Source organism: Stenotrophomonas sp. 05N37, assembly GCF_056397365.1.
Window position 1 is genome coordinate 92377 of the sequence record NZ_JBFTNG010000003.1, and the last position, 20686, is coordinate 113062.

At 65.0% G+C, this 20686-nt stretch carries 21 protein-coding genes; 13 read left to right on the top strand and 8 right to left on the bottom strand.

Annotated features, from left to right (window positions below):
* Positions 1-157 precede the first annotated feature (157 nt).
* Positions 158-658: a hypothetical protein gene (locus AC1DGC_RS11015; RefSeq protein ID WP_478047855.1), complete on the top strand. Its 501-nt coding sequence runs from the start codon at positions 158-160 to the stop codon at positions 656-658.
* Between the two features lie 762 nt (positions 659-1420).
* Positions 1421-1921, top strand: a complete 501-nt coding sequence (locus AC1DGC_RS11020) for a hypothetical protein (RefSeq protein WP_478047856.1) — start codon at positions 1421-1423, stop codon at positions 1919-1921.
* Positions 1922-2132: 211 nt separating this feature from the next.
* Here the strand turns inward: AC1DGC_RS11020 and AC1DGC_RS11025 are convergent, their stop codons facing one another.
* Genes AC1DGC_RS11025 through AC1DGC_RS11035 form a run of 3 tightly spaced genes read right to left on the bottom strand, consistent with a single transcriptional unit; the run spans position 2133 to position 4159 of the window.
* Positions 2133-3176: an XVIPCD domain-containing protein gene (locus tag AC1DGC_RS11025; RefSeq protein WP_478047857.1), complete on the bottom strand. Its 1044-nt coding sequence runs from the start codon at positions 3174-3176 to the stop codon at positions 2133-2135.
* 21 nt (positions 3177-3197) lie between these two features.
* Positions 3198-3560, bottom strand: coding sequence for a hypothetical protein (locus AC1DGC_RS11030; protein WP_478047858.1), 363 nt, complete (start codon positions 3558-3560; stop codon positions 3198-3200).
* Positions 3557-4159 carry a hypothetical protein gene (locus AC1DGC_RS11035; protein WP_478047859.1) on the bottom strand — a complete coding sequence of 201 codons (603 nt, stop codon included), beginning with the start codon at positions 4157-4159 and terminating at the stop codon, positions 3557-3559. The genes AC1DGC_RS11030 and AC1DGC_RS11035 overlap by 4 nt, the downstream gene beginning before the upstream one ends.
* Before the next feature lie 548 nt (positions 4160-4707).
* Here AC1DGC_RS11035 and AC1DGC_RS11040 point away from each other — a divergent pair.
* The 4 genes from AC1DGC_RS11040 (at position 4708) to AC1DGC_RS11055 (ending at position 10509) form a co-directional block, all read left to right on the top strand.
* Complete coding sequence (locus tag AC1DGC_RS11040) at positions 4708-4920, top strand: DUF1963 domain-containing protein (RefSeq protein WP_478047860.1); 213 nt, start codon at positions 4708-4710, stop codon at positions 4918-4920.
* Positions 4921-5098: 178 nt separating this feature from the next.
* Positions 5099-5740 (top strand): DUF1629 domain-containing protein, encoded by a 642-nt coding sequence (locus tag AC1DGC_RS11045; RefSeq protein ID WP_478047861.1) that lies wholly within the window; start codon positions 5099-5101, stop codon positions 5738-5740.
* Between the two features lie 31 nt (positions 5741-5771).
* Positions 5772-9236 (top strand): XVIPCD domain-containing protein, encoded by a 3465-nt coding sequence (locus tag AC1DGC_RS11050; protein WP_478047862.1) that lies wholly within the window; start codon positions 5772-5774, stop codon positions 9234-9236.
* Positions 9237-9363: 127 nt separating this feature from the next.
* Positions 9364-10509 (top strand): YncE family protein, encoded by a 1146-nt coding sequence (locus AC1DGC_RS11055; RefSeq protein ID WP_478047863.1) that lies wholly within the window; start codon positions 9364-9366, stop codon positions 10507-10509.
* A 63-nt stretch (positions 10510-10572) separates the two neighbouring features.
* Here AC1DGC_RS11055 and AC1DGC_RS11060 read toward each other — a convergent pair whose 3' ends face one another.
* Positions 10573-11259: a hypothetical protein gene (locus AC1DGC_RS11060; protein ID WP_478047864.1), complete on the bottom strand. Its 687-nt coding sequence runs from the start codon at positions 11257-11259 to the stop codon at positions 10573-10575.
* 116 nt (positions 11260-11375) lie between these two features.
* On the opposite strand from AC1DGC_RS11060, the gene AC1DGC_RS11065 reads away from it, so the two are divergent.
* Positions 11376-12425: a hypothetical protein gene (locus AC1DGC_RS11065; protein WP_478047865.1), complete on the top strand. Its 1050-nt coding sequence runs from the start codon at positions 11376-11378 to the stop codon at positions 12423-12425.
* Between the two features lie 685 nt (positions 12426-13110).
* Here AC1DGC_RS11065 and AC1DGC_RS11070 read toward each other — a convergent pair.
* A complete protein-coding gene (locus AC1DGC_RS11070) occupies positions 13111-14229 on the bottom strand; it encodes a hypothetical protein (protein WP_478047866.1) in 1119 nt (372 codons plus the stop codon).
* Between the two features lie 191 nt (positions 14230-14420).
* Between AC1DGC_RS11070 and AC1DGC_RS11075 the strand changes: the two genes are divergently transcribed.
* Together AC1DGC_RS11075 and AC1DGC_RS11080 are read left to right on the top strand one after the other, a co-directional pair.
* The gene (locus AC1DGC_RS11075; RefSeq protein WP_394164300.1) at positions 14421-15230 is read left to right on the top strand and encodes an alpha/beta fold hydrolase; all 810 of its coding nucleotides are present in this window, start codon (positions 14421-14423) and stop codon (positions 15228-15230) included.
* Between the two features lie 8 nt (positions 15231-15238).
* On the top strand, positions 15239-15412 hold the full coding sequence (locus AC1DGC_RS11080) for a hypothetical protein (RefSeq protein WP_394164299.1): 174 nt from the start codon (positions 15239-15241) through the stop codon (positions 15410-15412).
* Between the two features lie 46 nt (positions 15413-15458).
* Here AC1DGC_RS11080 and AC1DGC_RS11085 read toward each other — a convergent pair whose 3' ends face one another.
* Positions 15459-16361 carry a class I SAM-dependent methyltransferase gene (locus AC1DGC_RS11085; RefSeq protein ID WP_259207285.1) on the bottom strand — a complete coding sequence of 301 codons (903 nt, stop codon included), beginning with the start codon at positions 16359-16361 and terminating at the stop codon, positions 15459-15461.
* Positions 16362-16473: 112 nt separating this feature from the next.
* Here AC1DGC_RS11085 and AC1DGC_RS11090 point away from each other — a divergent pair, with 112 nt between their 5' ends.
* The 3 genes from AC1DGC_RS11090 to AC1DGC_RS11100 all read left to right on the top strand — a co-directional run bounded on the left by AC1DGC_RS11090 (position 16474) and on the right by AC1DGC_RS11100 (position 18398).
* Complete coding sequence (locus AC1DGC_RS11090; protein WP_478047867.1) at positions 16474-17007, top strand: RNA 2'-phosphotransferase; 534 nt, start codon at positions 16474-16476, stop codon at positions 17005-17007.
* The gene (locus AC1DGC_RS11095; RefSeq protein WP_478047868.1) at positions 17004-17789 is read left to right on the top strand and encodes a hypothetical protein; all 786 of its coding nucleotides are present in this window, start codon (positions 17004-17006) and stop codon (positions 17787-17789) included. Before AC1DGC_RS11090 ends, AC1DGC_RS11095 begins: the two co-directional genes overlap by 4 nt.
* 126 nt (positions 17790-17915) lie before the next feature.
* Positions 17916-18398, top strand: a complete 483-nt coding sequence (locus AC1DGC_RS11100; protein ID WP_259207277.1) for an REP-associated tyrosine transposase — start codon at positions 17916-17918, stop codon at positions 18396-18398.
* Positions 18399-18746: 348 nt separating this feature from the next.
* Here AC1DGC_RS11100 and AC1DGC_RS11105 read toward each other — a convergent pair whose 3' ends face one another.
* The gene (locus AC1DGC_RS11105) at positions 18747-19169 is read right to left on the bottom strand and encodes a hypothetical protein (protein ID WP_478047869.1); all 423 of its coding nucleotides are present in this window, start codon (positions 19167-19169) and stop codon (positions 18747-18749) included.
* 158 nt (positions 19170-19327) lie between these two features.
* Here AC1DGC_RS11105 and AC1DGC_RS11110 point away from each other — a divergent pair, with 158 nt between their 5' ends.
* The gene (locus AC1DGC_RS11110; protein WP_259207274.1) at positions 19328-19660 is read left to right on the top strand and encodes a hypothetical protein; all 333 of its coding nucleotides are present in this window, start codon (positions 19328-19330) and stop codon (positions 19658-19660) included.
* Here AC1DGC_RS11110 and dmeF read toward each other — a convergent pair.
* Complete coding sequence (gene dmeF / locus AC1DGC_RS11115) at positions 19632-20648, bottom strand: CDF family Co(II)/Ni(II) efflux transporter DmeF (protein ID WP_478047870.1); 1017 nt, start codon at positions 20646-20648, stop codon at positions 19632-19634. The genes AC1DGC_RS11110 and dmeF overlap by 29 nt on opposite strands.
* Between the last annotated feature and the right edge of the window lie 38 nt (positions 20649-20686).

The window sequence follows — 20686 nt, forward strand, 5'->3', positions numbered from 1 at the left end:
GGGCTTGTTCAGGACGACGGACTGATCGAGCATGGGCCCAGCCCAGCATCGAAGAGCCACCATCGCGGCATGCCTCGCTTTCTTTTATGCAGTATGTTTGTTGGGCAATGAGGGGGAATTGAATGCCGCGCAATCGACACGAGCTAAAGGACGCGTGATGCCTATCGATTTCAAGCCCACGGCCAGCGCCGCCTTCGATGAGCGAAGCGGCGTCTCGATCCCCCAGCCTCGAATGCTGCCAGCCACTCTCCCGGACGGGAGGGATGGCGTTGAGTACCAGTACGTGTTTCGCCTCAAAGACGAACGTATCGGGGCGCTGGGCATCTTTGGTTCCGAAGTTGCACTGGAAGTGTCGGGACAACGCGAATGGCTGTACACCCTTGATCTCAGCCAGGACGCGGCATTCGAGGCGTTGTTCCGCTTCAAGCAGGCCATTGGCAATGCAGACAGTGATTTCGACTTCATTCGCGATGTTGCGTGTGGCCTGGTCAATGTTTTCGCAGGACGAAACAACGACGCCGATGCTCAGCGAAATGTGGTGGTGACCACTGTTGAGGCGCTTGGGCGCCACGGCATTGGGGTGCCAGACGCAGTGCATCCACTTCCTGATGGCACGATTGTATTGGCCAATGTTTTCGTTCCCGCCGATGAGGCATGAGCCGAGAGGTGATGCATCGCTCTACTTCTCACGATCTCGTACGAACCACACCCGGCGCGGCGGCAGCCAGAGCAATCTATAGTCCGGTATGCCTCAAGCCGCATCACCATTTCCGCCGATCTCCACGAAATGATGGCGGATTGTTTGAAGCGCACTGGTACCGAAAGAAAGCGTCCCAAAACGCTTGGCCATCAGGATGATGGCGAACACATGGACCAAGGTCAGAGGATGCGACCCGGTAGGCTTGCTCCCCGCGCCGCAAGCGTTAACATCTGGTTCTCCCTCAGTGGACGAGGCGCATCAACAAGCCTCTACGTGCAGGAGGGCGCCAATCGACGTCTCGCCGTCCATGCAGATCAAGGATGAATTGTGCCTCTCTGTTTCCAGGCTGAACCCGCTTCGTCGTTTGATCCGAGTACGGGCATCTCAATTCCGCAACCGCGGGTTCTGGTGTTGGCCTACGCGGGGCGAACCGATAACAGGGCCAACGTTCGGTATGTAGCTGTCACAACAGCTGAAGCGCTTGATCGGGCTGGAGTCTCGATCCTGGTCGCAGGCGCGCCCAGGCCAACGGGCAATATTGTGTTGGCGGAGTCGGCCGTTCCGGCCAACCTCACGTAGTGCAGTGGTCCGCGCCGATGTCTTTGTCCGTGACACAGCCGCCGCGTTGTCGGATGGCGCTGTTGAGTTGGCCGAGGCGGCGACAGGTGGCCGCCGGACTACATTCCACGCTCTGGATCCGTCCAAGTTGAAGGGCCCGCCATGCGATTGAATTTCACGCCTCAACCAGGCTCCGCCGTTGATCAAGGCAATCGAATCGTAATCACATCACCTCGAGTGCTTCCCGCCAGTCCACCGGAGGATCCAAGTCACGACGAGTATCAGTACCTGTTCTACGTTGATGGTGTGCGCGTAGATGGGTTGGGATTGTTTGGAAGTGAGGCGATGATGGAAGCTGAGCGTGGGCGCGAACGAGTGTTTACGCTCGACATGGGACGTGACTGGGTGCTTGAATCCGTTTTTAGCTTCAAGAGAATATTGGGAAGTACAGACGAAGATCTCACCTTCTTGATCGGACTTGCACAAGGACTTGTAATGGCGAACATGGATCAGAGCAGCAGTAAGTACAGTATCCGGTATGTTGCCGTTACTACAGATGACGCGCTCTCGCGTCGTGGTATCAACCCTTCCCAAATGAACCTTCCTTCTGAAGCAGGCCGTATCGTCCTGGCCGAGGGACGTATCCCAGTCCGCGCCGGCTGACGACGTGAGGGTCTTGGGCGGGCACGACGAAGATGCCTCTGATGTGGCCGCGTCAGTCGGAAACGGTTGCCCTCCAGCCGCGCCGGACAGGCGTCGCGCCGCGGCGAGCGGGACAAGTGGCAACAGTCGCGCAAGCCGAGGACCATGGAAGTGCGCTCGCTGAAGCGGCGGGCGCATTTCAAGCCACTGGTCTACCGGCCCTCCTGACCGACTACCTGGCATGGAGCGGCGGGGGCTCCTGGCGCTCCACAGCCCGCTGCGTGTCCATTACCTGTGACTGCTGCTGTTCCATCGCTGCGGCTTGCTCCAGGCTCTCTTGTGCAGACCGTTGCACGGTCTGCGATGCAAGCACATGTGCACGCGGTGACGTGGGATTGGTCAGGTCACCTTGCACTATGTGCAGCGTATGACCAGCAGGAACGTTCGCGGTCGCGTTGCTGGAAATAACGTGATCCACACTGCTCAATCCTGCCATTTTCGCACTGACAAGCAGACTGGCCGATACGCGCTCACTTGTCTGGTCGAACTGGCGTCCGTGTGCTCTATCCAGTTCACCCACCTTGTCCCGAATCTGATTGAGCAGGTGTCGGTCATGCGCGCCAAGCTCGATAGACGGCGGGCCATCCGACGGAAGCGCACGATTGGGGGGATCAGCCCTCCGGCCATTTGCACCGGTGTTGTTCAGCTCGATCCTGCCAAAGCCATCCTTCCCAAAGTCTGAGACAGGGAAAACTCTGGCGGAACCGAGGTCCAATCCGTTTCGCTCAAGCTGTCTGGGCTCCAGGCCGAGCTCTCGAAAGTCAATGCGCACCTCGGGCGGCTGGCGTCCGCGTGACTGATAGGCGTAATCCTGGGCGACGCTGGTTATCGGTGCTACACCATAGTAATTGCGGTAGTCCGAGTCGCCATGCCGCCCCAAGGTGCCCTTTCCATCGTAGAAGCAACGTTCGACCGCGTGGTGTAGCGGCCTGTCGCCGTCGGCAGTCCGTCTCGAAATCTCCTCGTAGGAGAGCCCTGGCGCGAGCCTGCGGTCACCGGCACCTCCTTCTACACACCGTGAGGTTGAAGACGACAGCAGCTTCGCTGCCATATCATCCTTGGATGCGGTTGGGTCTGCATGGGCGATTCGACTGTTCAGTGCTCTCAAGCCCGCCACCTCAGCCAGCGCTTCCTCCTGCCGCCCTCTGTCCAGGTAGGTGCGGACTGGACCAGTGAGATCCACCACTGCAGCTCTGGATTGATAGGCCTCATCCATCAAGCCTCTGTAGCTGCCAACTTATTCCGATAGTGCCTGCGCTCGATGCTTGGTTAGAACCCCGTGCATCGTTTCATGCCCCAGGATCTCAGTCAGCACGTTGAGCCTCTGCGCTTCGTTGCGGTCCACAAAGGAAGCTGAACTCACGTAGATGGTGCCAGGCCCTCCATTGGGTCCATCCTGGAAATGTCCGACGTTGTTTTCGCCGTACGAGATCGCTATCCGTCCGATCTGTCGATCACCGGCAGCATTTGCAAGAAGGTTTGAGAGGAACGGCGATTCAGAGATGGCTCGACGAATGCTCTCTTCGGTGCCCTTGGGCAGCCTTGGGTCGCCGGACAGGCCTGCCAGAAGTGGTTCGATGCGAGCGTCAAGCGGCTTCATGGATTACCCCCAGAGAAGCGAATTGCATAGACGCACGTCTTTTCCTGCCCAGCCACCGTCGTGTAGGTAAGCAGATGTACATAGAACTCCTTTTCGCTGTCTTCAATTGGCCGCCAGAATTCCTGTCGCCTGCCGCGCTGAAACGGTCGTTCGCCACCCGCCTGATAGCCAATCGACTCCAGACGCTGCCGCGCTACAGCGGCGTCCCAGACGCAGGGTGATCTCTCGTCCTCAGTGAATGCAGGTCCGCCGTGTCGATAGATGCCGACCTCGTAATCGCCGAACGTATGCGGTGGCTGGGTTGCCAACGAACTGGCGTAGAACATGTAGCCACCGCTCAGTGGCATGTCCTTGACGCGTCCGCTCTTTGCGCCGGGTGCGATGGGGGTCAGAGTTACGCCCAGCATGGAGGTGAAGACGTGCTGGGCGGGGTCCTTTGGCTGCTTCAGGGAATCGGCGTAATGAATCAGCCGATTCTGGAGCTCGGGGAGCGTAGCTGCTGGCTTGGCGCCCGCAGCAGGGGGTTCAGGCGGCCCGGGCTCTGCCGGGCTCGCGCAGGCGGGCAAAAGCGTTGAAAGCAGCACGAGGGGCGGTGACATCAGGCAGCGCCGGATACAGCTCATGAAAGTCCCTCGGTGGTATTGGCGGTGTGCCACGCACTGCAAGCGTACTCACATCTTTGCGCAGCAACAAATGCTGACAGCGTAGGGTGGACAATCCCATGTCAGCAGGGGGAGGTTACGACGCGGCGTGCCAGCATCGAGGGATCACGAGCGGCGGAGCACGGACTTGCACAGGGACTTGTAATGGCGAACATGGATCAAAGCAGCAGCAGGTACAGTATCCGGTATGTCGGCCTTACTACAGATGACGCGCTCTCGCGACGTGGCATCAGCCGCTCCCAAACGAAACCGCTGCGCGTAGCTGGCCGCATCGTTCTCGCCGAGGGGGTATATCCCAGTTGGCGAGGGCTGGGGAAGAGTTGCAACCCGATAAGCCAGCACCCGATTGGGCTCTATGGATCAAGAATGTGTAGGAAATATCCTATATCCCTGAGCCCGGTCCAGGCGGCAAACTCTCTTTACGCCGCCCTGAGGATAGCCACTGCACCCATCATGATGGACGCAGGCAATGCGCCGAGCCAAGGGTGCATCAGATGCTTGGGCATGTTCCGCTTCTGCAGGGCGTCATGCCCGACGTAGAAGGCGAGGGCGGTGAGGTTTGCCTATTGCAGCTTGCCTCGGATCCTGCGATCGACCTGACGTTCGGCGACTGCGGCCAGGCAACGTTCTGGATCAGTCGGGAGGATTTGGCCAGCCACCGCTTTGATCGTGTTGCGGTGGTGGTGGAGTCGCATTGATTTGAGGGTGGGCGAAAGCGGCAGTGCCGCCTTCCATTGCCGCCATCTTGTGCCGCGTCGGATGCGTCAGGTAGGGGAATGCTGATAGCCTTGCGCCAGATATCCTCGTTGCAGCGACGGGCCCAGATTGGTTTTCCTAGGCGGTAGTACTCAATCAATAGCAGAAGGAAGTCTCCAGATGGCGAATACAACCAGTGACCAGCCTAAGCGCGGGCAGTTCTTCCTGTTTGGGCCCGAAATGGGGAGCGGTGCTCGTTTTCGAGGTGTGATACTCGAAAACATACAACATCTGTTGTCCCCCCCGCGACGCATTCTTCGGCCGGAGTCAGGTGGATTTCCTCGTATATTGGAAACGCCTCGCCTAAGATTTGATGAATCCAAAGGCCCCCCACCGCGAGACCTTGAAGGAGGGTTTAGTGGCTATTGGCTGGTATCCGACCGCCTCCGCCAAGTGATGCTCGCGGTGGATCGCGATGCTTTTGAATTCGTCGAGTGTGAAACCAATTTCGTGGATGGCTCGAAAGGTCCAACTCACTTCCTATGTGATGTGGTTCGAGAGTTGGATGCTCTCGATGAAGACGCGTCTCAACTGGAGATCAATGTTAGTGAAGACTACGTGCGCGGAAAATTCTATTTCTTGGGAGGCGGTGCGAGGCTGGCCTTCAAGCGAGATGTGATTTGCGGCGCGCACGTCTTCTTGACGCCATTCAATCCCTCCGCGTTCTGCGATAGATCGTTTAGGGATGCGGTCCGTGAGGCAGGCGTGCCGATTGATTCAGGCAAAAGTGGTATCTCATTCGTTGACGTAAGAAACATCTGAGAGCGGCACATCCAAGGAAGGAGAATAAGCGATGCCGAGCAAGCCGCCAAGCAAGCCTCCGCTATTCCAGGGGCATCATGCTATTGAGCAGCAGACCCTGAATCTGAACACCTTTCTCCAGACTCTAGAAGAAGGCGGACGATTCAAGATGGATGCAGGTACGAACCTTATAAATATGCCAAGCGATAAGGCGCTTGCGCATTTGCTTGGTGTTTCTCCGCATAATGGAAGGCCAATAAAAGACTATCAGGCTGGACTGGCGGAGGCGCTCAATAGGCTGGCTGCGACAAAGGACGGGCAGGCTGCGTTAAGCGGAGATGCACAGGCCTTGGATCGAGTTTCGCTCAAAGTCCATAGATTGGGCGACCTCATGCAGGTTGCCCTAATCAATGGCGATCTGCGCACAAACAAAGGGGTGGATCTGTCCGTTGTTCAGGCGCGAGAAATTACTCAAAGTTTCTATAGAAATGCCAGCGACTACGCGGTCAAGAATGAATCACAGTTCGAGCTGCACCTGCGGGCCGCGCCAAATGAGCGTCAGTGGAGTGTGGTAACGCAAAGCGAAAGACGTGTGATCTCCACCTTGGAGACCTTTCAGGCATCAGGGCATCCATTGGTCGCAGGCGGTAATCCCGACCTCCAGCGGCACAGTCTTTCACAGGCCATCAATGCTGCTCATCAAACTGGCCGCCTGAACATCTCGGAAAGAGGCGTTGGCGTCGTCGAGAACACATTGGGCGAAGAAGCGGCGCGCGCCCTCCGCAGTTACCATGGACAGAGTGGTGCAGTGTCTATGGAGCTTCTCATGGGTGAAGCTTCGGGCCGTATGCTCGTACGTTCCGGGGGCCTACTGGCAACTGGTGTCGACGCCACGCTAACCGCCCGCCGCGCCTCCGAACTCCTGGACCAAGGCAACGCCACCGCCGCACGCTCAGAGGTCACCCACGCCGTCGCTCGAAACGTTGGCGGATGGGCAGGCGGTACCTCCCTGGCCATGGCACTGGGCGGCAGCGGGTTCGTGCCTGCGGCCGCAGTTGCTGCGGATGCGTTGCTCCTCGCCAAGGCGTTCGAAAAGGGGGCCGACCTTCTGGACAACCGCGCCATCTACCACCAGACCGTGGCTGGAGTGGAGTGGAAATTCGATGGCATCAACTGGACGCGTGAGGCGGCCTTCGACCGCGCTCAGGAGGGCCGCAGCAACCCCACTGAAGAACGTGTAGCGGCCAGCTACCAACAGTCGCAGAAGTTGGGGGCCTTGGCGAGCGCCAAGGCTGTGGAATTCGCGCTCGGCAAAGTGCCCCCGCCGCAGGACCCGTTCAAGATCCCCGCTCAACCCAGTGACCAGCGCGGCTTGGACAACCAGGACTGGCGCCACAACCCGGACACGGCTACGTGGGAACGCCGGGTCAAGACGGCTTTCTCCGGCGCAAACGACCGCGCCTCCTATGAAACCCAGACTGCAACCCCCGAGCGCGCTCGGCAGCTCAACCAGGAGGCTTTGGGCCGTATCGAGGAGAACATCGCCACGGGTCGAGAGGCCATTGCTACGTACTATCTGGAGAACCATGCGGCACAACGCTCCCAGGACCAAGGCGTAGCGGTCCCGGAAGCGGTCGAGTACGCGCGGGCCAGGCCCGATGCCGTACTTGGCTCCGACAACCGTTTATATCACCGCGACGAAACGGGGCAGTGGGAGAATCAGGGCGCGTTGGCCAGCGGCAATCTTGCGATGGAGCTGGAGCTCACCAACCAGATGCGTCTGCTGTCGATAGAGCGCGCCGAGGAGAGCATTGCGGCCATCCAGGCGCTACCGCCGCCCACCACCGCCCAGGTCGCCAAGAACGAACTGCTACACACATACAGAAGCGCTGGCGTCGATCTCAATGTAAATCCCGATACTCAGCAGGCCATCGAACTGGCCGTGAGTCGGACGCGGGAGGCCAATGGCATCCCTGGTCCCACCATGCAGCAGATTCAGCGCAACGACGCCGGCGTTTTCGGATACGACAGCCCGATTGCCCACTTCCAGACGGGTGAAGATGGCGTCGCGCGACACGTTGCAACGACGAGCTCGGAGGAGCTGCGGCAGGCGTTGAGAGATGTTCGCGCCGTCGGCCAGCAGCAGTCGCCCATTCCTGGCACACCCGTGCTGGAGATCGCCGCGCTGTCGCCACAGGAGCGCGATGCTTACCAACAGGCGATGAGTGAGGCAAATCGCCAAGGAGGCTCCACCGAGGAGGTGCAGCACGTTGCCACGCTGGCGGCGGTGAATGTGCATGCTTCTACCCCGGAGCTTGCTCGCGCACCGCAGGAACGCGGCGCGGACCGTGCTCCCGCTGATCTCTCGGCGCCTGTTCTTCAGCAGCAGACCGTGACGGTCTCGCCGGCTGCGGTGACGCTACCGGCGGCCGCACTCATGCCCGATCAGGGTCGAGTGTCCTCTCGGGGCGAAAAGCCGCCCGCCGAGGTCAGCGAGCCTGCAGTAAGTCACACCTCTGCGCACCAAGGCTCGCTTGTCGGTCAGCACGGGCATGATCAAGCAGCTGAACAGAAGGATCCGACGCCAGAAGCGCGGCCGGCAGCCAGGGCGGGCGCCATCGCCTCGCACAGCTCGCCCCAATCGGCGGCGTACGAGCACGCCGGGGCGAGTGGCGCTCATCCTGACCATGCGCCACAACAGGTGAGGGGTGCGCGTTTGCCTCAGCATGAGGATAACGCCGGCCACGTGGATGAGTCGCCGCGCGTCCTTGGCAATCCTGCAGTTCGCGAAAAAGCCACGCTTGTCACGCCCGTGGAGGTGGAGCGGAAGGAGCGGCGTGCACCCGAGGAGACGGCGCTGCCGTTTGCCGCAGATACGCCTTATGACGACCAAGACCTCGAGCGATCTGGGTTCACCTTCCACGAGACGCGCCCAGTTCGATTGTCGTCCAACGATCTACCGGCCGCGAAACCCGCGCCACAAACTGCCGGGTCGGATCACACCCCCCTGGAAGGTGGCGTGTGGGCTCCAACCCAGCAGGATGCAGAGCGAAACCAAGCGTGGCCAAGCAAACCAGACCACCCAGACTATCCACTCTTCCAGCAGATACGCGATGGCGTAGCGGCCGTGGATGCCGAATATGGACGGACCTTCGACGCGACCAGCGAACGGATGTCGGCAAGCCTGTTCGTACTCGCAAAGGGCAACGGGCTGACGCGGGCAGACCATGTGGTGATGAGCAGCGCAACGGCCACGTCCCCCGAGGCAGAGTTCGTCTTCCTGGTAGAGGGCGACATCGGCGACCCCGCAGGCCGGCGTGCGTCGATACGTACGCGGCAGGCGGTGGAGACGCCGGTGGAAGAGGCCATGCAGCAGTTGGAGGCGCAGAATCAGGAACAGCAGCAGTTGCAGGCACAGCAGATGGAGCAGCAGGCCCAGGGGCAGCAGGCGCAGTTGGAGGCCAACGCACGCGTCATGACCATGGATGGCGACGGCGGGGGCGGCGGAGGAGAATAGCGGCCCAGCTGCTACCATGTCCCCGCCAGCCAGCCTTCCCACACCGTCCCCTGCGTGTGGATGGCCGCTCCCCAGCGGCCACGCGAGCCAAGGATCTCTCTCCTCTGCCTCTCACAAGGACGCTCGCATGCACCCACGTTCCCTCCTCCGTTCGGCCACCTTGGCCCTCGCCGTCAGCCTCACCCTCGGCGCCCCGTCGGCCTTCGCCCTCGGCAAGACCACCCCGTCCGCTGCCACTGAAGCCGCCGTCCAGCGCAAGCCGGTGGCCCAGGGCCTGTATGAGCTGGCCTTCAGCCCGAGGCAGAACGCCGTGTTTGTCGCGTCCTCCGGTGGCTTCGGCGATGCTGCCGGCCCGGCCCAGGTGCTGCGCCTGAACCCGGACACCTTGGCGGTAGAAGCCAACATTCCGCTGGAGCGCAAAGGCTTCGGCGTGGTGCTCGATGACGCGGGCGATCGCCTGTACGTCGGCAATACCGTCGATACCTCGGTAACCGTGGTCGACACCGCCGCCAACAAGGCCATCGGCACCGTGCAGCTGATGGAGAAAGTGGTCGGCAAGGATGGCAAGGCCGCCTACACGCACGACCTGCGCGAGCTGGTGGTGGATGCGCCCAATCACCGCCTGTACGTGACCGGCCACTCCGGTGACGGCAGCGTGCTGTTCGTGGTGGATACGCAGACGCTGAAGGTGATCAACACCATTTCCGGCCTGGGCAATGCCAAGGCGCCGGGGCTGGCGCTGGATGCCAAGGGCAAGCGCGTGTACACCTCCAACCTGCTGGCCGAAGTGGTCACCGTGGGCACCGACAGCGGCAAGGTGGAGCAGCGCTTCAAGGTGGGCGCCGAGCAGCCGATGAACATCGCGCTGGACCCGGCCGGCAAGCGCCTGTTCGTGACGGACCAGGGCTCGGAGATGATCCGCAAGTACCAGGCCAGCAGCTCGGGCTTCACTTCCTCGCACCCGGGCCAGCGCGTGCTGGTGCTGGACCGCACCAGCGGCAAGGAACTGGCCAGCATCGCCACCGACGCCGGCCCGCTGGGTATCCTGCTGGATGCGCCGCGCAAGCGCCTGTACGTGACCAACCGCGACGGCGGCAGCGTGACGGCATACAACAGCGATACCTACACGCAGGTGGCCAGCTACGCGGTGCCCACCCATCCGAACAGCCTGGCATTGGATGCCCGCAGGAATGTGCTGTACGTGACAGTGAAGAACGGCGACAAGGATGCCAAGGGCAGCGAAGAGTCCGTGGCCCGCATTGCGCTGGACTGATGCCGCAACGCGTTGCCCGGTGCCGTGAGCGGCTGGGCAACGCGCGTAGTGCCGGCGGCTGGGTCAGTCGCTCAGCACGGGGCTGTCGGCCTGTACGCGTGTGTAGAGCGCATGGGCATCCAGCAGTTCGGTAGCACCGAAGGTCTCGATCTGCTCGGCCGACAGCGCGGGCAGATCGTCGCTTTCCAGGCCCACGGCGCGGTCGAGCAGCGCGCGGCCCTTGAGGGTTTCGGTCACCTGGGCGGCCCATTGCTTCGGCACGCGGTAAGGGGCGGCATTGCCCAGCACCACGTCGAACATGGGGGCGCCCTCGAACTGGAAATAATGGTTTTCCGGGAAGAACACCGCGGCACGCGTGGTGCCTTTCACGATGGCTGCGTAGTCGTTGTAGAACCCGGCCAGGGTGCGGGCCACGGTGAGGTCGCCCTGCACGCCCAGCATGCCGCCGGTCCACACCGAGCCGGCCTGCAGGTTGCCAAGCACGTACAGGCCGGTGGCGGGCTCGTCGCAGTCCACGCAGGCGCCGTCGATGACGAGGTTGCCGGTGACCACCAGGAAGGCGAGGGGCTCGCCGAGGGTCAGTGACGGCAGGTGCAGGTCGCCGTCTACCACGACGGCATCGTAGTCGTTGCCCAGCAGATCGTCGTCCAGCAGCGCGCTGGCGTAGTTGAAGCCTGCGGTGAGGGCCGCCAGTTCCTCCAGGGTGATTTCACCGCGCTGGTAGGAGCGCCCTTGAAGCGTGGTCTGCATGGTTTCGGTCCGTGAAAAGCAGTGGCCGCAACGATAGCAGGTGTTTGCTGGCACGCTGCGGAGCCCGCGATGAATCTCGGTCATACTTCCCGACACGCCGTCGCATGAGATCAAGGATGTCCACTGCCCCCGCGCACCAGCCGCAGCCGCTGTCGCCTGAGCTTCGCACCCGCCTGCAAGCCGACCTCGCCTTCCAGCAGGAAACCGGCACGGCCTGGGTGTTGCTGGCCGCCTGTATCGGCCTGCTCGCCACCGCCTATTTCGCGTGGCTGGGGCTGTATCCGGCAAATGCAGCGCCCACCGTGATACCGATGTGCGTCGCGGCCCTGCTGGGCGTGGCAGGCATCGTCGCGGCGGTCATCGCGCGCCGGCGGCGCACGGAGGCACTGCGCGCGGTGTTGGCCGACGGGCAGGTAACCGTGGTGGAGGGGCGGCTGGATACGGCCGATATCCTGCCGCAAGGCGGCGCGTTGGGCGCACGGCCGCGGGTGTACGCCGTGGACGGTGCGGTGCACGCGGTGCTGGAGGAATCGCCAAGCAGCGACGAACAGCTGGGCTTCGTGCCACGGCAGGTGACCGGGCCGCCGGCCGGTACGCAGGTGCGACTGGTGTTCAGTGCATTGCGGCCCGGCCATCTGCTGCAGGTGGCCTACCCGGACCTCGACGCGCTGCCGGCCAGCGAGTCGCCGATGCAGGCGCGCGACTGGACGGGGCTGATGGCGCGCCCACGCGCGGTGCTGCGCGCGGCGGCGTGGCTGTGTGGGGCGATGCTGCTGGGGCTGGTGGTGCTGGCGATCCTGCCGGCAGTGAGCCGTGGTTTCAACGTGTGGCTGGGCAGCGGCATGGTGCTCACCGCGCTGTGGGCGGTGTGGCAATGCCTGCCGCCTCTGCGCATGTGGGGCCGGCGACGCCTGGTGACCCGGTTGGAGGTGAGTGGGCCGGTGCAGGAAGTGATGCAGGCGCGCGAGCGGGCGAGCCGGCAGGGCGCGGACACGGCAACGTTCGTGCGCGTGGGTGGGGCCTGGTACCGGCTTGATGAGGCGCATGCCATGGCGACGCTGCAGCCGGGCGCGCCGCTGCCCGGTGGCGTTGCACTCGCTTACGCGGTACTGGGTGAGCGCCGGCTTGCGCTGCGCCAGGTGGCAACGCTAGGTAACGCGGGCTGACCACCGCCGCGCGGCCCGGTACGCGCCTGCGTGCCCGGTTGCGGTTACTGGCGATGCCGCATGAGACGGTTGCTCGCGCTGGTTGGGCTGTGCCTGGCCGGGACGGCCGTGGCGGCGTCCTCGCCTGTGAATCAGCCGTTGCCGGTGTTCGATGGCGTGTCCCGCTTTGCCGCCAGCGACGTGGGGCTGATCACCCCGCCAGCCGCTTCGTCCATCTGCACGCGTGGGACATGGAGCGCCCAGGCGTGGAGGGTGGCGACAACCGCGTGACCGTCGCGCCGGCCAAGACTGCCGAGGTGCGTCACTGCCGCGGGCGCGGCGCTCAGGCGCTCGCGGCGACCGCCGTCTCGGCGCGCGGGGCGCCCGCGAGTGCCGCTGGTCGGCTGCTTACGCAGGTGTTCAACGGATGCTGGCCCAGGCAGCAAGTGCACCGCGCGGCCTGGCCGGTGCGGCGCAACGCCTGGCGCAAGGCAAGCCGCGACGCCGGGTGCGCCCCCAGCCCGTGCAGCAGCAAGGTGCGGGCGAGGCCGCCGCAGGCCACGCGGGGCAGGGCGAGGACAGCGGGCGCGGTGGCGCGGGGGTATAGCGGGCGAAGGTCCATCTGGGCCGCCTCGGGAGTTGGATCAGGACACGATGCTGCGCTTGGCGCGTCTCACATAATGAGACGCGCCAGTGGTCCATGGGGCTACTGGCGTGATGGACACACCCGTACCGCCTGGATGTCGGCCTTTTTGATCCGGAACACGGTGTCTGGAATATCGCGCAGACGTACCTGGACGCTATCGTCGTAGGGCGCGATGACGCGCAGGGGCTGTGTCCATGAGGACGGCGCCGACGCTGAGGGCGCCGCGCCGGCCGCGTCGGTCATGATGTTGGCGCTGTAGCCTGGGGGAAGCGCCAATTGCACGCACGAAACCGGGCCGGTGGTACTGATATTGAAGACCCACCGCGAAACGAATACGGAGGTGGTCGGAACCAGGCACACCAGCGTGACCAGCACGGCTCCGCCGATCACGCACTGGCGAAGGACGCCACCATGGCTGCTGGTACGTGCGATGGCCAGTGCGGCGACGAACTGCAGCCCGGCCAGGAGTGCCGTCACGGTCAGCGTCCACGCGGCGATCCCCCAATCACCGTACCCCTGTTCGCTGTAGTAGCGAATGGCGATCACGATGGCGGTCATCATGAGGATGCTCTGCACGACGCCGGCAAGCAGCAGGGTGGAGCGCGATTTGCCCACGGCACGGTTTCGATGCGGACGACGGATGCGCAGGGAGAGCCACGACATCGCCACGATTGACATTGCAAGGCCCAACAGAATCATCACGATATAGCTGGCGTCTTCGCCATCGAGGGCAACGGTGATCAGCCCAAGCCCGATGAAGATCAAGGCGGGTGACCAGTAGGCAAGCAGCCATGCGCCAGCCGCCACCAACGCAGCACGCCGCACCGGCGCCGTCATGAACTCACCACGGCCAGTGGGGACGATTGGCACGGCAAGGAGGCGCCCGCGTTGATCGCGCGCCGCGCCCTCCAAGGTCACCATCGAGGTCATTCCAAGGCTGAAACTGAGGAGTATGACCAGTAGCGTGATGATGGAAAAATAGAGCGGGATGGAGGCCACCAGCTCGGCCGACATCACGTTGATGGCCACCTTCTCGCTGTTCGAGAAGTTGTAGATGGAGGCACTGGTGAGGAACACCACGCCCGCTGCGATCAATGGGCTGTTCTCACGAATGGCGGTTGCAATCAGGGCAACCTCCTTCTTCCAGTTTGGCTCGGTCGAGGATCCGATAAGGGACATGGCGCTGTCCGTTGCTGAGGAGGGGGGAGCTTGCCCGCCGATGCGTTGCGCGTGAATAGGAATATTCCCTACTTTCACCGCTGGCCGGTGAAACGTGCACGCCATGTCATCAATCCACCCGTTTCTTTCACAACATCTGTCAACCGCGCCACCTAGCATCGACCACCTATTCGACCGACAGGAGCGCCCCCATGGCATCACGCGTCAAGCTGCACGTTGAAGACACCGGTGGCTCCGGCCGCCCGGTGGTGTTGATCCACGGCTGGCCGCTCTCGGCCGAATCGTGGAAGGCGCAGGTGCCCGTGCTGAAGAATGCCGGCTACCGCGTCATTGCCTACGACCGGCGCGGCTTCGGGCGCTCGGAAAAGCCGGCCGACGGCTATGAGTACGACACCCTGGCCGATGATCTGGCGGGGGTGATCGACGACCTCGGCCTGCAGGATGTCACCCTGGTGGGCTTCTCGATGGGCGGCGGCGAAGTGGCCCGCTACATCGCCCGCCACGGCGAGCAGCGCCTGCATAGCGTGGTATTCGCCTCGGCGGTGCCGCCGTACATGCTGCAGACCGCCGACAACCCCGACGGCCCGCTCACCCCGTCCAAGGCCGACCAGATGCGCCAGGACCTGGAGCGCGACCGCGACGGCTTCTTCGACAACTTCACCACCGATTTCTTCAGCGCCAAGGGCGAGTTGAAGGTGAGCGAGAGCGAGCGCCAGGCGGCGATCAAGCTGTGCCAGCAGGCCGACCAGACCGCGGCCTTGGGCTGCATGAAGGCCTTCGGCACTACGGATTTCCGCGAGGACCTGAAGAAGGTGAGCGTGCCCACCCTGGTGCTGCATGGTGACAGCGACGGCACGGTGCCCTACGAGGGGTCGGGCAAGCGCACGCATGCGGCCATTGCCGGTAGCGAGGCCGTGGTGCTCAAGGACGCGCCGCATGGCTGCAACGCCAGCCATCCGGAGCAGTTCAACGCGGCGCTGGTGGCGTTCCTGAAGAAGTAACGGCCAACATGCCCGCGCCTCGCACGCCCCCTTGGAAGAAGCCGACGCCCAACAAGGGCAAGTCGCGGCCGTTGTCGCCGGCCCAGAAAGCGGCCGCGCGGCAGCGGGCCGAAGAAAACGGCCGCGCCTATCCCAACCTGGTGGACAACATGTGGGCGAAGAAGCTGCCCCGCGAGGACTGACCCGGGCGGTCATCGACCGCTCGGGTTCCGGCGTGCGATGCCGCGCTCAGCGTTTCACGGCGAGCACGCCATCGAGCGCCAGGTCGGCCTTGAAGCCCGCCTTCTCCAGGCGCTTGGCCACCTCGCGCGGCACGTCGCGGCCACTGGTGAGCTTGTTGGGCGCGCCGGTGTAATGGAACATGCGCCCGCCCTTGCGGATCACCCGTGCCAACTGGTCGTAGAACACCTGCGAGTACAGTTCGCCGGCGATGCCAAAGCGGGGCGGATCGTGCAGGATGGCATCCACCGAACTGCTTTCCAGGCCCTCGATGGCCACGGAGACGTCGGCGTGGGTGAGCGACAGCCGGCCGCCACTGACCGGCGCGTCCGGGTCGGGTGACCACGGATTGAGCGTGCGCAGCCAGAGCACGTCCGGGTTTTTCTCGAACGACTGGATGCGGGCGACGCCGCCTTCCAGACAGCACGCGGCGAAGTAGCCGAGCCCGCCACAGGTATCCAGCACGGTCTTGCCCGCAGGGGCGATCAGCGCCACCTTGCGCCGTGCATCCTCGAACGGCGACACCTGCGCGCTGGGCAGCATCTTGATGCCGTCGATCTCGAAGGTGGGCGCATCCCAGTCGGTGGGCACCAGCTTGATCAGCGCCGTGCCGAACCGCGACACCGCCAGGAACTCCTCGCCGTCCCAGTAGTACAGGGTGCGGTCCTTGGTCTTGCCGGGGTAGGGGTAGCGCTGCTCTTTCCAGGTCCAATGGTCGGCGGCCAGGGTCGCGGTGCCGGTGGAGCGGGCAAGATCGAGCGAGCCGGTCCAGCTCCCGGCGCCACTGTCGCGGGCGCGCAGGAGGGCTTCGGCAAGCGGGCGGGTGAGCAGGGGACCGGTGTAATGGGGCACGGGAGGGGGGCGCCGGGGCTGCGGAACAGCCGGTGGGCGGCATGGCCAAGGGGTGGGCATCGTACCCGAGAAGGCGGCAACAGGGCCTGAGGGCTCGGGCCGGTGTCGTGCGCCGCTATAGTGCGCCGGTGTGCGGCGCTGCCCGCTCGACCTGTTTTCACATGGACCAACGATGAGCACCGACGCCGAGACGACCAGCCGCTTCCTCAGCCGCGTACTGCGCCACGCGCCCGACAGCATTGGCCTGCAGCTGGACGCGCAGGGCTGGGCGGGGGTCGAGGACCTGCTGCGCCAGGCACGGCCGCACGTGCGCCTGGACCGCGCGCTGCTGGACGAGCTGGTGCGCAGCAGCGACAAGCAGCGCTTTGCGCTCAGCGACGATGGCCTGCGCATCCGCGCCAACCAGGGCCACTCGGTAGCGGTGGACCTGGGCCTGCCAGCGGTGGTGCCGCCGGCGCAGCTCTACCACGGCACGGCCAGGCGTTTCCTGGCATCCATCGGTCAGCAGGGGCTGCAGCCTGGCGCGCGCCACCACGTGCATTTGTCGGCCGACCGCGACACCGCCCAGGCCGTGGGCCAGCGCCACGGCAAGGTGCACATCCTGGTGGTGGAGGCCGGTCGCATGCATGCAGCGGGGCATGTCTTCCATTGCACGCAGAACGGGGTGTGGCTCACCGCTGCCGTGCCGGTCGAGTTCCTGCAATGACCTTGCGGCGCGCGCTGCTGCTGGTCGCCATGGCAGCACTGGGCGGATGCAGCGGCGGCCATGCGCCACCGCCCGGGACGGCGATCCAGGACATCCGTGCGATCGAGATCCGCTACAGCTACTCAGGCTGGGATCGCGTGGATGAGGTGCATCGCCTGCAACCCGGCCCCGGCCGGCGTGGCTTCGTACGACGCTCGCCGCCGCCGCCGCCGGCCGCTACCGATGGCCAGGCGAGTACCGACAGCGTGCCGGCGCAGCGCGTGGCCGAGCTGCTGTGGGCAGTGGACGCGCCCGCCTGGAGCCAGCAGCGCGCCGCCACCGAGATGGCGCGCCGCGTGCGCCCTGCTCAGGTGTTGAAGCATGCCCCGATCGCGGCCTCCGATACGGTGCCCGCCTGCACCATCGCGCGGATCCAGGGCTACCTGCAGCCGATGCTGGGGGTGACGGCATTGCGCAGGCGGTTGGACGCCTACTACGCGGGGGGCGTGTGGACCGACGATGACCCGGTGATCAGCGTGCGTATCGAGTACGAAACGGCCCCCGCGCAGGTACTGGCGTCGCGTTCGCAGAAGCTGATGATGCTGCCGTGGACGGTGGGCGAGGCGCCGGCCGGTGGCGCTGATGCACCTCGCAGCTATTCGCTGCCGATCAGCCAGGCGGTGCGCCGGCTGCTGCCGGATACGTCCAGGGCCGTGGCGCGGCTGACCGCGCGTGAGGACGACTACCTGTTGGACGACCTCGCCCGCGATGCGCGCATGGCATGCGAGGCGGCGCAGCGCTGACGGCGGTGGCCGCATGGTCTGATGTGGCGCATGCGGCGATGCCTATAGGCCGGTGCGACCAAGCCCGAAACCAGGATAAGGCGCAGGCCGATCCTCGCAGCGCGCCATGGATCGCACACTGCGGCCATGTCCTGCGATCACCGCCCCTGGCAACCCGGCAACGCGTACTTCTTCAGTGCGCACCTGCGCGATCAGCGCAGCCGCCTGTTGGTCGATCACGCGCAGGGCCTGCGGCTGGCGTTCCGGGTGGCACAGCAGGCGCGGCCGTTCCGTCTGGATGCGATCGTGGTATTGCCCGACCACCTGCATGGCGTGTGGACGCTGCCCGCGGCCGATGATGACGGGCACCGGCGCTGGAACCAGATCCAGGCCATCTTCGACCGCCAGCTGCCGGGCATGCCGCCGCGCGCGGTGTTGCGCCGCGACCGCAGTGCGCGACCGCTCTGGCACAGCAGTTTCCGCGAGCACCGCATCGTGGACGGGGAGGATTTCCTGCGGCATGTGGCGTACGTGCACGAGAACCCGGTCAAACATGGCCACGTGCGTGACGCGGCGGACTGGCCCTACAGCTCGATCCATCGCCGTGGCCGGGGCAAGGGGCCATGTTGAAGTACGGCCGGACACTGCCGCCCTGTACGCGCGTGCACGCGGGGCGCTGCACGCGGCGGTTGTTGAGGTCGCTGCTGGGGGAGAAGGCGCGGCCGGTGGCGCGGGGAGCGGGCGCACGCGTGGCACGGTGCACGGACGCGCCGGCACGCGGTGGTCTGGCGATGGCGGCGAGGGCGGCTGGGGCATGGGAAGCCGCCGATAGCGGCCGGACGCCGGCTTGCTGGCGGGGGAGGCGACGGTCCCTGGGGAGGGGGCCATCGTGGGGTATCGGGCCTGCGGGCACCGCCGTGGCGAGGCGGCGCTGCCGGCAGCTGCATATCCGGGGCTCGCCGCTGCCGCGACGCGGGGTCAGTCGCAGCGCACCTGGAATACCGGGCCGGCACCGATGAGCACCAGGGCCATGTAGTCGCTGTCCTTGGCCTTGCCCTTGAGCGTGGCGCCGGGAGTGAGGTGGAAGAGGCCGAAGCCACCGGTGGGCCGCACCAGCGCCTTGTCGATCTGGTCGGCATCGTCCTTGAAGAACCGGCCGATGTCGGCGCGGGTCGATACCTGCAGGGCGGTGTCGTCGCGCTGCCAGTGCGCGTCACGGCGGAAGGCGACGTAGTACTGGCCCTGCTGGTGTTCGATGCGGAACTCGGCCGGCGTGCGTGGACGGGTGGCAAAGCAGCCCAGCAGCGGGTCGGCGGAGAACGTGCCCACGCCACTGTCGCCGTTCCGGCAGGCGCTGAGCAGGAGCGGGGCGAGCAGCAACAGGCAAAGGCCGGGGCGCATGGCGGGCATCCTGGGCGGGTGTCGCCGGAGTGTAAGGGCGCCTCGCGCGGGCGGGCGTGTAGAGGTCGCGGGCCCGCGCGGGGTGTGCAGGCGCGCGCTTGAACTCGGCGGACAAGTGAACGAGGCTGGTCCACGGGATGTACCCGTCAGGAGCATGCATGCACAACGACAGCGACATGGGCACGGTCGGCCGGCCTCCGGTGAAGGCCACGGCGGCACGCGCGCCGTTGTTGGGGCTGCTCAGCTTCGCGGCACTCCCGCTGGGGGCCGCGGTGGCGTACGGCGCGCAGTGGGCCAACCACGGGGTGACTGCCGGCGCGAGCACCACCGGCGTGTCGATCGGCGTGCTCGCCTCTGCGGCAGTGGCGCTGCTGGCGGCGCTCGGATCGCGGGTGCGTCAGGAGCGCTGGGCGTGGCTGGGAATCGTGGGCGCGGTGGTGGGTGCCGCACCTCTGGCGCTGTTCATCGGTTCGATGCTGCTGCACCGCTGAGCGGGGCGGGGAGGCGGTTCACTTCCACGGTGACGTGGACCAGTTCCTCATGGATGGAGAGCGCGGCGCGCAGCTGATCGGCGCTCACCTCTGCCGTGGTGACCACGCTGGCCACCACCGCGTACTTGCCGCGGCCCACCTGCCACACGTGCAGGTCGGCCAACTGCGCCGGCCACGGCCCCTGCTCGATCACCTCGCGCACTTCGGCCACCACCGGTGCATCCATCTGCGCATCCAGCAGCACGCGGCCGGTATCGCGCAGCAGGCCGATGGCCCACACCGTGACCAGCACGGCACCGACCAGTCCCATCACCGGGTCCAGCCAGGCCGCGCCCCAGAACTTGCCGCCGACCAGTGCGGCGATGGCGAGCACCGAGGTGGCAGCGTCGGCGAGGACGTGCAGGTAGGCCGAGCGCAGGTTGAGGTCCTGCGCATGCGCGGCGTGGCCGTGGTCATGGGCATGGTCATGCGCGTGATGCCCGTGGTGGGCATGGCCGGTGTGCGCATGGCCGTGATCGTGGCCGTGGCCGTGGCTGTCGCGCAGCCACCACGCGCACAGCAGGTTCACCGCCAGGCCGACCACCGCGATGGCGATGGCCTGGTCGTAGTGGATGGCGCTGGGGGAGAACAGCCGCTGCGCCGATTGCACCGCCATGAGCAGGGCGACACCCAGCAGGGCGATCGCGCTGGTGTAGCCGCCGAGGATCTCGATCTTCCAGGTGCCGAAGGCGAAGCGCGGGTCCTGCGCGTAGCGGCGGGCACACGCATAGGCGAACACGGCCAGGCCGAGGGCGAGTGCATGCGAACTCATGTGCCAGCCGTCGGCCAGCACGGCCATGGAGTTGAACCACCAGCCGCCCACGATCTCCACCCCCATCATGGCGGCGGTCAGCCACAGGGCGCGGCGCGTGTTGCGCTCGGCCAGCGGATTGCCGTCGTCGAAGCGGTGGCTGTGGCTGCGGGCATCGGCGGCAGCGGCGAGGGACATGATGGCGACTCGGTTGAGGTATACCCCCGTAGGGTATA

Bases quoted from the DNA above. Each gene is read 5' to 3' on its own strand.
- AC1DGC_RS11015 (WP_478047855.1), top strand. From the start codon at position 158: ATGCCTATCGATTTCAAGCCCACGGCCAGCGCCGCCTTCGATGAGCGA.
- AC1DGC_RS11020 (WP_478047856.1), top strand. From the start codon at position 1,421: ATGCGATTGAATTTCACGCCTCAACCAGGCTCCGCCGTTGATCAAGGC.
- AC1DGC_RS11025 (WP_478047857.1), bottom strand. From the start codon at position 3,176: ATGGATGAGGCCTATCAATCCAGAGCTGCAGTGGTGGATCTCACTGGT.
- AC1DGC_RS11030 (WP_478047858.1), bottom strand. From the start codon at position 3,560: ATGAAGCCGCTTGACGCTCGCATCGAACCACTTCTGGCAGGCCTGTCC.
- AC1DGC_RS11035 (WP_478047859.1), bottom strand. From the start codon at position 4,159: ATGTCACCGCCCCTCGTGCTGCTTTCAACGCTTTTGCCCGCCTGCGCG.
- AC1DGC_RS11045 (WP_478047861.1), top strand. From the start codon at position 5,099: ATGGCGAATACAACCAGTGACCAGCCTAAGCGCGGGCAGTTCTTCCTG.
- AC1DGC_RS11050 (WP_478047862.1), top strand. From the start codon at position 5,772: ATGCCGAGCAAGCCGCCAAGCAAGCCTCCGCTATTCCAGGGGCATCAT.
- AC1DGC_RS11055 (WP_478047863.1), top strand. From the start codon at position 9,364: ATGCACCCACGTTCCCTCCTCCGTTCGGCCACCTTGGCCCTCGCCGTC.
- AC1DGC_RS11060 (WP_478047864.1), bottom strand. From the start codon at position 11,259: ATGCAGACCACGCTTCAAGGGCGCTCCTACCAGCGCGGTGAAATCACC.
- AC1DGC_RS11065 (WP_478047865.1), top strand. From the start codon at position 11,376: ATGTCCACTGCCCCCGCGCACCAGCCGCAGCCGCTGTCGCCTGAGCTT.
- AC1DGC_RS11070 (WP_478047866.1), bottom strand. From the start codon at position 14,229: ATGTCCCTTATCGGATCCTCGACCGAGCCAAACTGGAAGAAGGAGGTT.
- AC1DGC_RS11075 (WP_394164300.1), top strand. From the start codon at position 14,421: ATGGCATCACGCGTCAAGCTGCACGTTGAAGACACCGGTGGCTCCGGC.
- AC1DGC_RS11080 (WP_394164299.1), top strand. From the start codon at position 15,239: ATGCCCGCGCCTCGCACGCCCCCTTGGAAGAAGCCGACGCCCAACAAG.
- AC1DGC_RS11085 (WP_259207285.1), bottom strand. From the start codon at position 16,361: ATGCCCACCCCTTGGCCATGCCGCCCACCGGCTGTTCCGCAGCCCCGG.
- AC1DGC_RS11090 (WP_478047867.1), top strand. From the start codon at position 16,474: ATGAGCACCGACGCCGAGACGACCAGCCGCTTCCTCAGCCGCGTACTG.
- AC1DGC_RS11095 (WP_478047868.1), top strand. From the start codon at position 17,004: ATGACCTTGCGGCGCGCGCTGCTGCTGGTCGCCATGGCAGCACTGGGC.
- AC1DGC_RS11100 (WP_259207277.1), top strand. From the start codon at position 17,916: ATGTCCTGCGATCACCGCCCCTGGCAACCCGGCAACGCGTACTTCTTC.
- AC1DGC_RS11105 (WP_478047869.1), bottom strand. From the start codon at position 19,169: ATGCGCCCCGGCCTTTGCCTGTTGCTGCTCGCCCCGCTCCTGCTCAGC.
- AC1DGC_RS11110 (WP_259207274.1), top strand. From the start codon at position 19,328: ATGCACAACGACAGCGACATGGGCACGGTCGGCCGGCCTCCGGTGAAG.
- dmeF (WP_478047870.1), bottom strand. From the start codon at position 20,648: ATGTCCCTCGCCGCTGCCGCCGATGCCCGCAGCCACAGCCACCGCTTC.